The sequence below is a fragment of the Poriferisphaera corsica genome, assembly GCF_007747445.1.
In the GTDB taxonomy this organism is placed as follows: Bacteria; Planctomycetota; Phycisphaerae; order Phycisphaerales; family Phycisphaeraceae; genus Poriferisphaera; species Poriferisphaera corsica.
The window spans coordinates 2411785-2426318 of the sequence record NZ_CP036425.1; the positions used below are offsets into that span (position 1 = coordinate 2411785).

The following is a 14534-nucleotide window of genomic DNA, read 5'->3' on the forward strand; positions in this document are numbered from 1 at the left end:
TTATTTTGCTTTTAACGCAACGCTGCAAAAATCGCACTAAATGCGAATCCAACCTTAACGTCCTGCTGGACGAACCAAACGCATCAACCTAGGAAGAGGGCACGATTGCAAAGATCGTGCGGCGAGACTGCAGCCATGATAAGTCAGAAAATTTTCGAGACGACGATCCGTCATTACCTCGCACCCATCATTGAATATCTCGATGATCCGGGTGTTGCTGAGGTTATGGTCAATCGATTTGATGAGATTTACATTGAGAAGAACGGTGAGCTAATCAAGACACCGGCGCGGTTTGTAGATCTTGAGCATTACGAGGCGGCAACGAATAATATCCTTCAATTTACGAGACAATCGCTAAACAGTGACAAAACGTTGATGGATGCGAGGTTGCCGGATGGCTCTCGTGTGCATGTGGCTAAATCGCCATGCGCGAGACGCGGAACTGTGATGACGATTCGAAAATTCAGTAAGGAAATGCTGGATATCGATTGGTTAGTAGAACTAGGTACGTTAACGCCCGAAGCGAAGGATTTTATTCGCCTTGCAGTCGAAGGCGAGATGAACCTTCTGGTGACAGGCGGCACGTCATCAGGCAAAACATCTTTACTGAACGCGCTCTCTGTATTTATCCCATCGGAACAGCGGATTGTTGTGATTGAAGATTCTGCTGAGTTACAATTACAAAAAGAACACATTGTTTCGATGGAAACCAAAGCGCCGGATCGCTTCGGTCATGGGGGTGTGTCTATTCGTGATCTATTCCGTTCATCGCTTAGACTTCGACCTGACCGGATCATTATTGGCGAGGTGCGGGGCGGGGAAGCACTGGACATGATTCAGGCGATGACATCGGGCCATGGCGGATCGATGGGGACATTGCATGCCAACAATCCAATGGATGCGATGAACCGCCTTGAAACAATGGCGATGATGGCGAAAGTGGATTTGCCGTTGGTTGCGCTGCGAGGTCAAGTCGCATCGGCGATTGATTTGGTGATCCAGATGTCTCGGCAAGAGGGCGGGAAACGAATGGTTACACAGATCTCGGAAATTGGCTCATTGGGTGAGAATGGTAGACACGTTTTACGGGATATTTATAGGCTCGAATCGTCTAAAAGCGATGATCCTCAAAATAATTCACACAAACTGGCATGGACAGGTGAAAGACCTGAGCTAGCAGACCGTCTTAATTATAAGCAGTTGGATCAGTGCGGCGATGCACTACGCAAGGTGTTTGGGCTGGCTGCTGCGGAAACCACTTGAATGGAGCTCGCATGATTTTGATGCTGGCACATTATCACGTACGAAAGCTTAAAGTGTCGCTCAGACGTTTTAAGCGTAATCAACGTGGTGCGACAGCACTGGAGTATTTGCTTGTCATTGGTGCGATCGTGTTGCCAAGCTATGTGATTATTCAGATGATGCTTGACCTATTAGTTACGCATTACCAGATTACGGTAGACCTGAATGGCATGCCGTTTCCTTAATGAATGTTGATATGTGTTCGGCGGGCAAGCGTTTTGGATTTTGTTAAGAATATTGTGAATGGAAGGATGAACATGCTAACGACACTAAAGAAGAGATGCGAGAGCGGTAAGAATGCCTTGTTAAGATTGCATCGATCTGAACAGGGCGCAGAAGGTATTGAGAAGTTGTTAATTATTGGTGCGATTGTTTTGCCGCTCTTGATCGTACTTGTAATCTTCCGAAAAGAAATTTCAACCTGGGTACGTGAGAAATGGGATAACGTGCAGAGCGAATCTGAGGCAAGTGATTTTTAGTTGAATGATTAGCCTTGCTTATTAACTCGAGAGGTTGAGACGCCAAATGCCATACGTTTCTGCAATTGCTTTTATTGCATTAATCACTCTGGTTGTAATCTCTGCGATTACAGACATCAGAGAAGGTCTGGTTTACAACCGCGTCACATACTCTGCAATTGTCTTAGGGTTTATGTTCTGGGCCATCGCAGGTTGGATGGATTATGGCACGGGTCTTAAAGCTGCAACGCTTGGTTTTTCAGCGGGTTTGTTGCCTTATGCACTGATGTTCTTCTTGGGTGGATTAGGCGGAGGTGATGTCAAGCTTATGGCTGCAGTTGGAACAATCAGTGCGTCGTGGCAATGTGTTCTGTCAACCACCGTGTATGCTCTAATCATCGCGATGCTCTTCTGCATATTCGTGATGTTTCGCAAGAAAATCATATGGCAAACTCTCTCGAAAATTCTTGTTGCATTTCTGTCAGTTCGGGCAGGTACAAAACATAGATTCGAAAATGCGGGCGCTCAAATTCCATTTGCCGCTGCAGTGGCTGTGGGGGCAACATTAGCTGGGGCGGAACAACTATTGGGACTGACTACGCCGTGGTCGTGGCTAAACCCGTAAATATCCATGAATACTTTGTGGTGATGCTAATCGTCAGAACCATGAAGGAAAGATTGAAGCATGAACTCACCTGATTTCAAAAAACCACAATTATCTCCACTCAATCCCGGCGATCGAGTCGGTGCTTACACTATTATCGAACAGATCGGTTCGGGTGGTAGTTCGATTGTATTTAAAGCACAAGATACGCTTTTAAAAAATATCGTCGCTGTCAAGCATATCATGCTCGACCCAGCTTCGGATGATGAACATTTGCGCCATCGCGTTCAGCAGGAAATTAGTATCCATAAGCAGGTCACGAGTGATCTTCCCAATTTTTTAGTAAAAATGATCGACTTCATTGACGACCCGAGAGGAATTTTCATCGTCATGGAGTACATTGATGGCCCTTCGCTTGAGCAAATGCTGACAATGTCAACTATGCCAATGCCTCTACGACAAGCACTGGGGATCATAGCGGGTACAGCGGTCGCATTGAATCACATCCATTCGAAAGGGATCATCCATCGTGATCTTAAGCCTGCAAATATTATGTTACCGCGGACAGGTGGTCTGAAGCTAACCGATTTTGGCCTTGCAACCGTAATCGCTGAGCAAGAAACCATGTCACTAGGCTCTGCTCGGTACATGGCTCCCGAGATGCTTAGTGGTCAAAACTTGGACGTCCGCTCTGATATTTATTCTTTAGGTTTGATTGCATATGAATCAATCATCGGGCGATCTAATTTTGAAATCGCCTTCAGGCCAATATTGCGCGACAATCGAAATCAAGCGCTTCGCTGGATGAAATGGCATACGAACAATCGTGCACAAATACCCGCTATCAACCAATTCATGCCTGATATGGATCCAAAAATTGGTGAATTTATCAATCGATTGCTCGCGAAGGAACCGGACAAAAGGATACCGACGACGGTAGATCTGCTCAATGCGATACGTATGCATTTCTTGGAGCTGAATATTCCAGACAGCATGTTCGATCAAAACAATACGATCGGACATGACACACCTGTTTCTACTGCACATGATACTGCCCCTCTACCCCAAGTAGGCAAACGCTATAAAATCCTTGCCTCAATACTTGGCATCGTCGCTCTATCCGGTATAGCGACAGGAATCATACTGTACAACAAACAAAGTTACGCATTTAAGAAAAAAATTTCCACATCAACAGAATTAATTGAATCTGCACAACAACACTATAATTCAGGTAATTTTGATAGCGCACTAAACTTCTACCGAACTGTCTCAAATGATTGGGGCGTTGATTCTAAACTGGGACGTAAGGCAAAATCGGGTATCAACCTATCAAAGGGCCAAATAGCATTACGTGAGAAAAATTTCAATGATGCGATTGTTGCTTTTAAACAGGCACTTGTGCTTGAAGGTTTGGATAAACGTCAAATCAATCAACTGATAGAAGAAGCAAAGAAACGACGTGATTTTTACGATGCGGTGAATCGCATTGAGCGAGATATTACTGAACTTCGCTTGCCTCAGGCCCAGGCAACACTCGAACAATGGCGTGATCTTTCTCTAACGACTGAAGAAACGGATCTCATCAAAGAACTTGAGATCAGACTTGGTGATCAAAGATTACAAATCGAAGTGACAGCCATTATTAAAGAAGCCGAAAAATTAGTGGCTATTGGCAGACGAGATCAGGCTATTCGTGAATTAGAAATTGCTAAATCTCGTATTTCCAGCTCCCAATTACGCCAGCAATATGAAAATCTTTTGGCGAATGCTTCCTACGATTTAGCGATCATTGAGGCGCAACGAGCAGAAGCTGACAATCAATATGGTAAAGCCGTTGAGTCATATATGGGGGCGTACAACATCAAAAAATCTGATGATCTTCGAGACAAGATCAATCAACTACAAAGTCGATCTGAGCTTGAAAAAGGCTTGCTCTTAATGCAAGAGGGCGATTACAAGCGAGCTAAAACTGCACTACTCAGTTCGCTAGGTTATAAGAAAAATGCTGCTGCGAATGAAGCACTTAAGCGTATTGATGCTGAGGATCAGTACCAGCTCTTTATGCAAGCAGGCCAAAAAGCAATGAATGAAGTGGATTTTGAAGTAGCGATGAATCACTTCAAGCAAGCTGTTGATCTAAGACCAACAGAAGCCGCGAATGAACAATATACAGAAGCATCGATTTTCTATTGGGCTGATCTATGTAAAGAGGCCTTACGGAATCGTGATCTTGATAAAGCTCAATCAATCATTGCAAAAACTGAGGCAATTGATTCGCTTCATGAACAAATTGATCCACTTCGCGAACAATTCAGCATTACGAGCGAATATCTGAAATTTCTCAATACAGGTGACAAGCAACGACAAAACTCAAGATTCTCTGAAGCCAAAATAAACTACCGCAAAGCGGCAAAGATTATGAAAACGGTCGAAATCGATACTAGGCTTCAAGATATTGAATTCGAGCATCTTCTTGCAAAGGCTCGAGCTTTGATCTTAATCGGCGACCGTAAGAATAGCCTTGCTGTTCTGCAAACCGCAAGTGAGATCCAAACTACACCAGAACTACACGAACTCATGAGACAGGTTCTGATCGAAGATGAAAAGCAATAATCTGTGAACAGGCAAATAATATGAATTTCACACAAAACCAATCCGCAACAGCCAATGCACCGACACCGGTTATTCAACCGAAAAAACCACAGCAAGGCAGTACCAAGCTTGTCATCATAGCGATCATCATCGCATTATGTGTAACAGTATTGAATTTCCTTTACATACAATCTCAGCTTAGTAAATCTGAGAAAAATTCAGTCGTCTTTTATCGCTATAAACACAATATCAAAGCCGGTAAAATCATTCGTGAGAATGATATCGAAATATGCAAATTATCCGATACCTATCGTAATTCGCTGCCTGAAGCATATATTGATGAATTCAATAAAACCGATTCATTGGATGTTATAACGAACAAGCCGCTCATGCGAGATGTGTATGAGAACCGTATTGTTTTCTTTGCTGACTTTACTGAATCTTCTTATGACCGTATTGATAAGAAAATTTCAATGGGTAAACGCCTGATCGCATTACCTGTTAATTACAAAACACTGCCGGGGATTCTTCGTCCAGGAATGTTTGTTGATATTGAAGCGCCATTCATGCAACCCCGCTCTATGATGACCAAAGTGATGCCAGTTATGGAGCGCGTCAAAGTCATTGCTGTTGGCAAACAAAGCTTGTCTGATGAAATGGTCGCTAGCAGCCGTAATGCCAGAATTGGGAACTATTCCACCATTAGCATTGAGGTTACTCCGGAACAAGCAACGCAGCTCTCAAGCATCGCAAAAATCACAGCAGGTGATTTTGAAATTCATCTCCGATACCCCTCGGATAATGAACGCCCTAAATTGCTTGACATAGGCATCAATCCTGATGTCATGGAACTCATCGGGCGTACAACTAACGGGCAACGATAACCTCGTAACGTGAGATTCACCTATGATTTTCTGGGTTTACGACCACAGCACCAATACACGTAACAAGGTCGAAGTGAATAGCACGATCATCAATATTGGTCGTGATGCATCGTGTCAACTTCATCTTAAGAGTGCGTTTGTCGCAAAGAAACATGCTCGCATCATCATGCGTGGCAACCAAATGTTTCTTGAATCTACCTCTCTTGCTGGTACACGAATTGCCAACCAGGAAATTGAGAAAGGCGAGCCCAAACTCTTTGATTTCGGCGATGAAATACAGATTGGACAATTCTCACTGACTGCTGCTGCGAAGGAACAGGTCAGCGAACAAGACCGTAGCACAAAGCGAAATCAACAAGATTTAATGGCTTTCGAGCAGAAAATACACTCTAGGCTGCTCGATCTAATGAATCTGCGTGTAACGGGCCATCTCAACAAGCAGGACGCAAACTTTGTCACACAAGTTCAACAGCACTTAAATGAAATCCTCAATCAAAATATTGAGCAACTCAGCGAAGATGTCATATGCTATGCCTGCAGTTTAGAAATATACAGACTCGTTTCATCCGAAGTTGTCAGGCAATGTCGCGGCCACATCCGTACAGAATATCAAGCCGCCGATGACGCCATGCTCGATCCATTAAAAGAGCAAGACATCGTTAACATTGTCAATTCAATTGTCGATTTAATGCCATTACTATTCGATCCGACGACGATCAACGAAGACCTTGCTGTCGCCGATGAGTCGTTTGAAGAACTATTTACACAACACTATGCATCTATTAGTTTACCGCTACGTCGATACATCGTTTATCGAAGCTTATCAAAGGATATTCTTGACATTCTGTTTGGCCTTGGGCCATTACAAGATTTATTAGAAATGCCATCGGTCAGTGAAATCATGGTTGTTGGCAAAGACAATATTTATATTGAAAAAAACGGTATTATTCAGAATACTTCCCGTAATTTCTTTTCAAACGAGATTTTACTTTCGATCATCGAACGCATATTGGCACCTGTAGGCCGCCGCGTCGATACATCCGTGCCGCTTGTTGATGCGCGACTTTCTGATGGTTCCCGTGTAAATGTTGTCATCAGCCCTCTTTCATTGACCGGCCCGTGTTTGACCATACGTAAATTCGGTTGGGTGCCTTTTACGATGGACGACTTGATTGACCGTGGCTCAATCAGTGAGCAATGCGCACGCTTCCTACAAGGTTGCATCATCGGTAAAAAGAATATCATTATCTCTGGTGGAACTGCATCAGGTAAAACAACACTCCTTAATGTCCTTTCCGCCTATGCCCGACAAGAAGAGCGAATCATAACTATTGAAGAATCTGCGGAATTAAGCCTCCCCCAGCCTCATGTCGTTCCATTAGAAGGACGCCCAGCAAATGTCGAAGGTAAAGGCGCATTCACTATTCGTGAGCTTGTTCGCAACGCTTTGCGAATGAGGCCTGATCGTATCATCGTTGGTGAAGTCCGTGGCTCTGAAGCACTAGACATGCTCCAAGCAATGAACACCGGCCACGATGGTTCTCTGTCTACATTACATGCTAATTCACCATATGATGCAGCTAAACGCCTCGAAACACTTGTCCTCATGGGTGTTGATATGCCGATCCGTGCGATCCGAGAGCAAATCGTGTCAGCGGTCGATCTTATTGTTCAGATTTCACGCTTTCCAGATGGATCTCGCCGCATCGCAAATATTTCCGAACTCACAAGCATTGATCGTGATACAGGGAAAATCTTCCTCGAAGATATCTTCACTCTGAAGAATCCGAAACAACCTCGCCTTCGCCATACTGGCTACTTGCCTGCATTCTCAGATGAATTGATCGAAAAAGAAATCTTTGATGTAGGGGTCTTTCTATGATCGATCTGTCCTCTGAACTCAACCTTAGCGTCATTCTCATATTGACCTTTGCATCGACTTATCTACTTATCAGACATGGTCATTCTGTATGCAAACGTTATTGGCAACAACAAATCATCAAGTACGAAACCGTCCTTTGTAAGCAGCTACTACTTGATATCAAACCTCAACACGCGATGATTGCAACATCTGCAGCCATCACTTTCGCTTTTCTTTTTGGCACCTTGACCACAAGCAGCCCAATCCTCGGCACCATTCTCGCCGCGATCACTTTTGCCATCCCACACTTTCTCATTAAACATCTAGAAGCAAAACGGCGTAAATTGCTCGACAGCCAACTCGTTGATGGCCTAACCACCCTCGCTTCTGGCGTCCGAGCTGGTCTCAACCTCATACAAGCAATCGAGCTCCTTGTCCTCAACCACACTGGACCAATCCAACAGGAATTCAATCATTTACTTCGTGAATATCGCATGGGTCTAGATCTGAACCAAGCGATGCGTAACACCGGCAATCGTGTTGGCTCACCGCTCTACCGACTTACCTTTACCGCCATTGAAATGCACCGTAAACGTGGTGGTGATTCTGGTAAAAGCTTAGATCGAATTGCCGAATCTATTCGCGAGATTCACCGCCTTGAAGGTAAGCTTGACGCCATCACAGCACAAGGCCGCTTTCAAGCAGTCATGATGGCTTGCATGCCGATCCTCTTTTCAATCCAACTCTACATCATGGATCCCGAAGGCTTCGAAATGTTGTTCATTCTCCCTACAGGGCGCATGATCCTCCTTGGCATCATTGCCATGCTCATTCTTGCATTCGTCTGGATTAGAAAAATACTAGCGATCGATATTTAATCTAACTCAATATTAGGCATTCATATGTATGATCTTGTCACACAATCCGTCATCAGCCTCATGGTTTTCAGCAGCATTTTTATGCTGATATATACCATTTTCAGATTCCCGGTCAGTGCAGCTCCACCCATCCATCGCCGTTTTGCCGGCGCCGTTGCAGAAGCCGAATCAACTATTTTTGATAACACGTTCCTCGCGCCCATCACTGGTTTTTTTCTCGCTATTGCAAACCAATTCGGCATCCAATCGATCCGTACACGCATTTGGCGTGATCTTAATGCATCTGGAAACCGATCTGGCTACAGCGTCGAAGAGTATCTTGCTATATGCCTCATGACTTGTTTTTTGCTCGGCATGGGCACCGTCTTCATCCAACTCATCGTCAGCAGTACAATTCTAATTTTATTAATCCCTCTCGTATTTTTCGCGGGCTTTTACATCCCGCTATGGACACTCAGGGATGCTGCCAAACACCGTCTGTATCGCATCGCCAAGCAGCTCCCCTACACACTCGATCTGATATCCCTCACTATGTCATCAGGAGCTTCATTTACCGAAGCCATTGAAACACTCATTAAAGATAATCCTGATGAAGATCTCAATCAGGAACTGCAACTCGCCATCAATGAAATAAAGTTTGGCTCCACGCGAGCTAAATCTCTCACGAATCTCGCCAAGCGTATACCAATTGAATCCTTGCAATCAATTGTCGCCGCAACCAACCAAGCGGATAAGCTCGGCTCCCCTCTCGCTGCGATCTTACAAACACAAGCCGACATGCTTCGTGTACAGCGAAGTGTTAGAGCTGAAAAACTTGCAGCATCAGCATCACTTCGCATTCTAATCCCCTCAATGCTCATACTTATTGCTGTAGTGACACTTGTCTTTAGCCCGCTCCTAATCCGATTAATTCAAGGCGATCTCTAATGCCAGACATCCCTTCCGTACAAATCCGTCTTCTCATCGGACCTCAGGCAGGTCGTGTTGTTACATTACAACAATCACCAATATCATTCGGACGCGCACTCGATAATACAATTTGCCTCGATATCGAAACGCTCAGCCGTAAGCATGGCGAGTTTTTATTCACCAATAATCTCTGGCATTTCACGAACCATTCCCCCAATGGAACACGGATTAATAACAAAAAAATCTCTAACCAACCATTTGATTTCTTCTCACCGATCAAAGTTAAAGTTGGCCGCGATGTTCTTTTCGAACTTGAGCCGCTCTCTCATGCTGAACAAGCATCAACCGCCACCCAAAATGGTAGCGAGCCGGAAGTAGAAAAATCCTCTGCCAAACGCATCAAGCTCTTCAGTATTCTTGGCAGTGTGTACGCTGCTGCGCTCTTGGCACTCGTCCTAATCCTCAGTTCACTCTCTTCCTCAGATTCAACAATGGGCAACACAAAAGGCCTCAACATCACCGAGACCGCAATCCGCCAAGAACTCTTCAAAAATCACCCTAAAGAAACGCCCAACCCCAGACAAGTTGCCGAGTTCATCAATCATGCCAACGAGCGACTTGCCCTCAAAGATTCAGAGCCTGAAGCACTTTATGATGCGCTACGTGCACTCCGTAAAGCGCAAGCATACACCGACCAGCGAACCTTCTCCGATCCCATCTACAATCGGCTTCTAACCGAACTCCAGGAGAGCATGACCAAGCGACTTTCTGACGATATGCAGCAAGCCTATCTCCTGTTAACTTCACGTAAATATCAAGCCGCAATCGACCACTACAACGCCATCGAACGCTACTATCCAGCCAACAACCAAAGCTCCATCTACCGCACACTCCAAAAGAATCTCGCAACTGCTATCCGTGGCAGAGAACAACGCAAATAACACACACACCCGCCAGCTTGCATCTCACCTTCCTCATGGCATAAAGTATGCCTATGAACACGGAATCCGAGAAACCATCCAAGTTGTCACACCTGCCCTCTGAAACCGGCCATTACGGCGATTTTGGCGGTGTTTTTGTGCCTGAAACCCTACATAACGCTTTGGTACAACTCACCAAAGCATATGAGGACGCCAAGCATAATCCAGAATTTCAAGCCGAATTCCAACGTCACCTCAGCGAATATGTTGGCCGCCCAACACCACTCTATTATGCCGAACGACTCACCAAGCACGTCGGCGGCGCCAAGATCTACTTCAAACGAGAAGATCTATCCCATACCGGCGCTCACAAGATCAACAACTCAATTGGCCAAGCCATGCTCACAGTCTGCATGGGTAAAAAGCGCATCATCGCTGAAACCGGAGCCGGCCAACACGGCGTCGCCACCGCAACCGCCGCAGCTAAATTCGGCCTGCAATGCGACGTCTTCATGGGCACCGAAGACATGCGTCGCCAACAACCCAATGTCAAGCGCATGCAACTTCTCGGCGCCAATGTGGTACCCGTCGAATCAGGCTCATGCACACTTAAAGACGCGACCAATGCCGCCATGCGTGACTGGATGAGTACATCCGAAACCACGCACTACATCATCGGCTCTGTTGTTGGCCCGCACCCATTCCCACAAATGGTTCGAGATTTCCAGTCCGTCATCGGCATCGAATGCCGCGCACAATGCCTCGATCAAATAGAGCGTCTCCCCGACACCGTCATCGCCTGCGTCGGCGGCGGCTCCAATGCTGCTGGCATTTTCTACCCATTCATCGATGACAAAGACGTTCAACTCATTGGCATCGAAGCAGGTGGTCGCTCCAATCAGCTCGGTGATCACGCCGCCCCACTCTCCTTTGGTGGACCCGGCATCCTGCACGGCTCACGCAGCTTTATACTCCAAAACAAAGACGGCCAAACCTCACCGGTTCATTCAATCTCTGCGGGCCTTGATTACCCCGGCGTTGGTCCTGAACACGCCCACTGGCATAGCAGCGGCCGTGTATCATACGAATCTTGTACCGACACCGATGCCCTCAAAGCATTCACTACCATGTGTCGTATCGAAGGTATCATCCCCGCACTCGAATCATCACATGCCATCGCAAATGCAATCACACACGCCGCATCCATGCCATCAGATCAAATCCTTGTCGTTAACCTCTCAGGCCGAGGCGACAAAGATTTGGAAGAAGCAATCCGCCTGCTTGATGATATGACCTGAACCCAATTCCAAGCCAAACAAACAAAAACAGCGATGCTTCATGCATCGTTGTTTTTTTATCACTCGTCCTGATTTATTCATACGTGCCGTAAGTTATCTTCTGATTCAGAACCGCCGGCCCATCCACCTCACGCACACCCACACGTACCGAAAATTTCTTTAATGCCTCTTCAACATCCTCGAAATAAAACCTTCGCATCACCGTCTCACCCGGCATCAACTTCGGCACAGGAACCTCTTGCCGACGTTTGCCCTGTATACTCGCAAACGAATACAACGTCACTTCATCTAAGCTTCGATTAGATATCAAACAAACCAGCACCGCATCCGTCGCCCCCTCCTGCAATCCAGGCCGCAATGATAATGTTGCCGAGAAATCAATCCCCTCAAGCCCCAATTCCATCGGCGTCCCCATATCAATCTGATAATCCATATCTGCAGTAAATTTAAACCTCGCAACCAACTGTTTATCACCAGACGTCTCTGAAAGCGGGAACCGCAACTTGATCGACAAACTATTTTTCTGACCTGCAGGTATCGAGAAGAATTGACGTACAGGCTCCATCTTCCATCGCTCTGGCCCTTTGACTTGCAGATACCCAGAGATCGTACGATTCCAAGGATTCTTCAGCAAAATCTTCCGCTCATGCATCATCTGCTTTGATTCAATGAACGGCTCAGATAATTTAAAACTAGCCCTAAACATCGCCAACTTCGTATCAATCCCTTCAACAAAAACCGGCACCTTGCTCAGCTTAATATGATGCTTTCCACCCTTTAATTCCAGCGATGTTCTGTTCCCCCACACATCAACCAATACCGGCGATTCGCCCAAATACATCGACAACTCTCGTTCCCGACCATCTGCCAGATCATCCCATACCGCCAGCATCCCCCCTTGCCGACCATCCAAAACAAGCCCCTTCAGCCCCCTCTCCAATGGCAACTCTTCAACGACCTGTCGCTCTGCCAACAGCTGCCCCAACTGACTAAACGCGCCCAATATTGGGTCAGGCAATACCGCATTTCTACGCTCAGCCGCCCTCGTCCATGGCCGGCGTATCGCAAGTACATTTGGATCTTCACGCCATGCATAAAGCATACGCTTCACCAAATCACTAACGCGATCAACATGCCGATACCGTGACGCATCTAACGACGGGAAATACACCCAAAACGGCGGGCGATCCGTCTGCCATTCCTCTAAATACGCGCCCAATTCATTTGGCGCAATCCCCTCAGATGCGCGTAGCAAATACGTAACATCCTCTTTATCATCCACGTCCATCGGCCGAGCCTGATTCAACTCCCAGGGCAACATCAAATCCGGCGTAGGCACCATCGACCTCAACCGACTGCGTGCCCCGCTTACTTTCTCATCCAACTTATCAAAATAAAACGCATCTGGATCTTCACTGTAACCGATCTGCCAGTTAGAAATCCGCTGCCCCAATCGCATCATCATGGGTGCGATATGCTGCCGCCACAACGCCTCTTCACGCTGAAACATCACCAATGATTGCTTCGCATCTAGCTCCTCAGATTGCGACAACAACTTCGGCAAAGGATCCAGCGACAATACTAACTGACCACCGCTGCGATACACATCACTCGCAATCTGCTCAATCTGTTTATATCGCGCAACAATCCCATCCGGCGATGTCTCTTCATCCCACACATTCAATGTCAACACCTTCACACCAACACGCAACAACATCTTTGATATCAACCCCAACTGATGGCTGTCCGCATCATCATTAATAATCGCAAACCGCCGCCCCTCAGCACCCACCGCATTCCGCAGCTCTGGCGTCCACAAAAACGCGCTCCGCGTCCATGCCACGGGAACACTTTCTCTATTCGATCGATAGAATTTTTGTTCATAGATCCGCATGTCAACCAAATACCAACCAAATTCCTTAAGCCCCGGCTCCCACGTCCAACTCTTCGGCATGCCGCCGCCAACCACCCTTCGCTGACTTGCAACTTCCTCTAACCGATAATCATAAACCTTAACATCAGCCAGCAATCGGTGACCCGTCAAATCCCTGATCTGCAAATCCAACCTCGGCCGCTCCGGCCAGTTCACCACATTCACCTCCGACTGAGTCTTCACCTGAATATGTGGCACCTGCCATACACCAATATCATCAAACCAAGCCCCACCCTCAATATCTTCCAACACAATCTGTCGTTTGCCCAACGGATGATCCACCTGATCCGTTGGCTGCTCAATATCCAACTCCATCCCCAAATAGGCTGCTCGATCATAATTCCCCAACAGCTTCAACTTCACCAGCGTCCATTCTCCCTGCGTCCGTATCGCCTCACTCGCCACGACACTCTCACCAATGCGTTCACCTTTTGTATCAACAAAGTACACCCGCACGCGCGCATTCGCGCGATGCAGCGCTTCTGTTTTCACATGAAACGTCATCAGATAATCACTATTCGGCACCACCGGAATCGCACCCACCTCCAAAAACATCCCGACATCCCCATCCTTCACCTTCATCCCCAAGCTATACTCGCCCGACAACTGATGAGTCTGATCAAAACCTAGCTCATTAAAAATCGGATACCCCATCCGCCCTGTCATCTCCCGATGCAGCGGCTGCATCATGAATGATTGCACCGCCGTCTGCGCATCGCGCCCCGTCTCATACCAATACCGTGGCATCTGCTCGAAGTTATTGCTTGCCCGTTCCTCAAAATCAAAGAAATGAATCAACCGTCTCGACCCAACACTCACCTGCGCATCACACACCCCCGCGCCATACACACTCAACAACAACACCCCAACCAGCCACAAGCAGGTTTTCCTCATC

Annotated in this window: 12 protein-coding genes; 11 read left to right on the forward strand and 1 reads right to left on the reverse strand. The window is 46.6% G+C overall.

Translation table 11 applies throughout. From position 1 onward, the window contains the following. The first annotated feature begins 135 nt into the window (after positions 1–135). The 11 genes from KS4_RS09955 (at position 136) to trpB (ending at position 11706) form a co-directional block, all read left to right on the forward strand. On the forward strand, positions 136–1263 hold the full coding sequence (locus KS4_RS09955; RefSeq protein ID WP_145077549.1) for a CpaF family protein: 1128 nt from the start codon (positions 136–138) through the stop codon (positions 1261–1263). Positions 1264–1274: 11 nt separating this feature from the next. Beyond that, a complete protein-coding gene (locus tag KS4_RS09960) occupies positions 1275–1487 on the forward strand; it encodes a Flp family type IVb pilin (protein ID WP_145077550.1) in 213 nt (70 codons plus the stop codon). Between the two features lie 72 nt (positions 1488–1559). Beyond that, on the forward strand, positions 1560–1781 hold the full coding sequence (locus KS4_RS09965) for a hypothetical protein (RefSeq protein WP_145077552.1): 222 nt from the start codon (positions 1560–1562) through the stop codon (positions 1779–1781). A 46-nt stretch (positions 1782–1827) separates the two neighbouring features. After that, complete coding sequence (locus KS4_RS09970) at positions 1828–2385, forward strand: prepilin peptidase (RefSeq protein WP_145077554.1); 558 nt, start codon at positions 1828–1830, stop codon at positions 2383–2385. A 60-nt stretch (positions 2386–2445) separates the two neighbouring features. After that, a complete protein-coding gene (locus KS4_RS09975; protein WP_145077556.1) occupies positions 2446–4977 on the forward strand; it encodes a serine/threonine-protein kinase in 2532 nt (843 codons plus the stop codon). A 20-nt stretch (positions 4978–4997) separates the two neighbouring features. Beyond that, positions 4998–5840: an RcpC/CpaB family pilus assembly protein gene (locus tag KS4_RS09980; RefSeq protein ID WP_145077558.1), complete on the forward strand. Its 843-nt coding sequence runs from the start codon at positions 4998–5000 to the stop codon at positions 5838–5840. Positions 5841–5862: 22 nt separating this feature from the next. Beyond that, positions 5863–7722, forward strand: coding sequence for an ATPase, T2SS/T4P/T4SS family (locus KS4_RS09985; protein WP_145077560.1), 1860 nt, complete (start codon positions 5863–5865; stop codon positions 7720–7722). Further along, positions 7719–8579 carry a type II secretion system F family protein gene (locus KS4_RS09990; protein ID WP_145077562.1) on the forward strand — a complete coding sequence of 287 codons (861 nt, stop codon included), beginning with the start codon at positions 7719–7721 and terminating at the stop codon, positions 8577–8579. The genes KS4_RS09985 and KS4_RS09990 overlap by 4 nt, the downstream gene beginning before the upstream one ends. 81 nt (positions 8580–8660) lie before the next feature. Continuing rightward, positions 8661–9506, forward strand: a complete 846-nt coding sequence (locus tag KS4_RS09995; RefSeq protein ID WP_200761139.1) for a type II secretion system F family protein — start codon at positions 8661–8663, stop codon at positions 9504–9506. Further along, positions 9506–10429 carry an FHA domain-containing protein gene (locus tag KS4_RS10000; RefSeq protein WP_145077566.1) on the forward strand — a complete coding sequence of 308 codons (924 nt, stop codon included), beginning with the start codon at positions 9506–9508 and terminating at the stop codon, positions 10427–10429. Before KS4_RS09995 ends, KS4_RS10000 begins: the two co-directional genes overlap by 1 nt. Positions 10430–10482: 53 nt before the next feature. Next, positions 10483–11706 (forward strand): tryptophan synthase subunit beta, encoded by a 1224-nt coding sequence (gene trpB, locus KS4_RS10005; protein ID WP_145077568.1) that lies wholly within the window; start codon positions 10483–10485, stop codon positions 11704–11706. 73 nt (positions 11707–11779) lie between these two features. On the opposite strand, the gene KS4_RS10010 is transcribed toward trpB, so the two are convergent. Next, the gene (locus KS4_RS10010) at positions 11780–14533 is read right to left on the reverse strand and encodes a hypothetical protein (protein ID WP_145077570.1); all 2754 of its coding nucleotides are present in this window, start codon (positions 14531–14533) and stop codon (positions 11780–11782) included. Position 14534 lies beyond the last annotated feature (1 nt).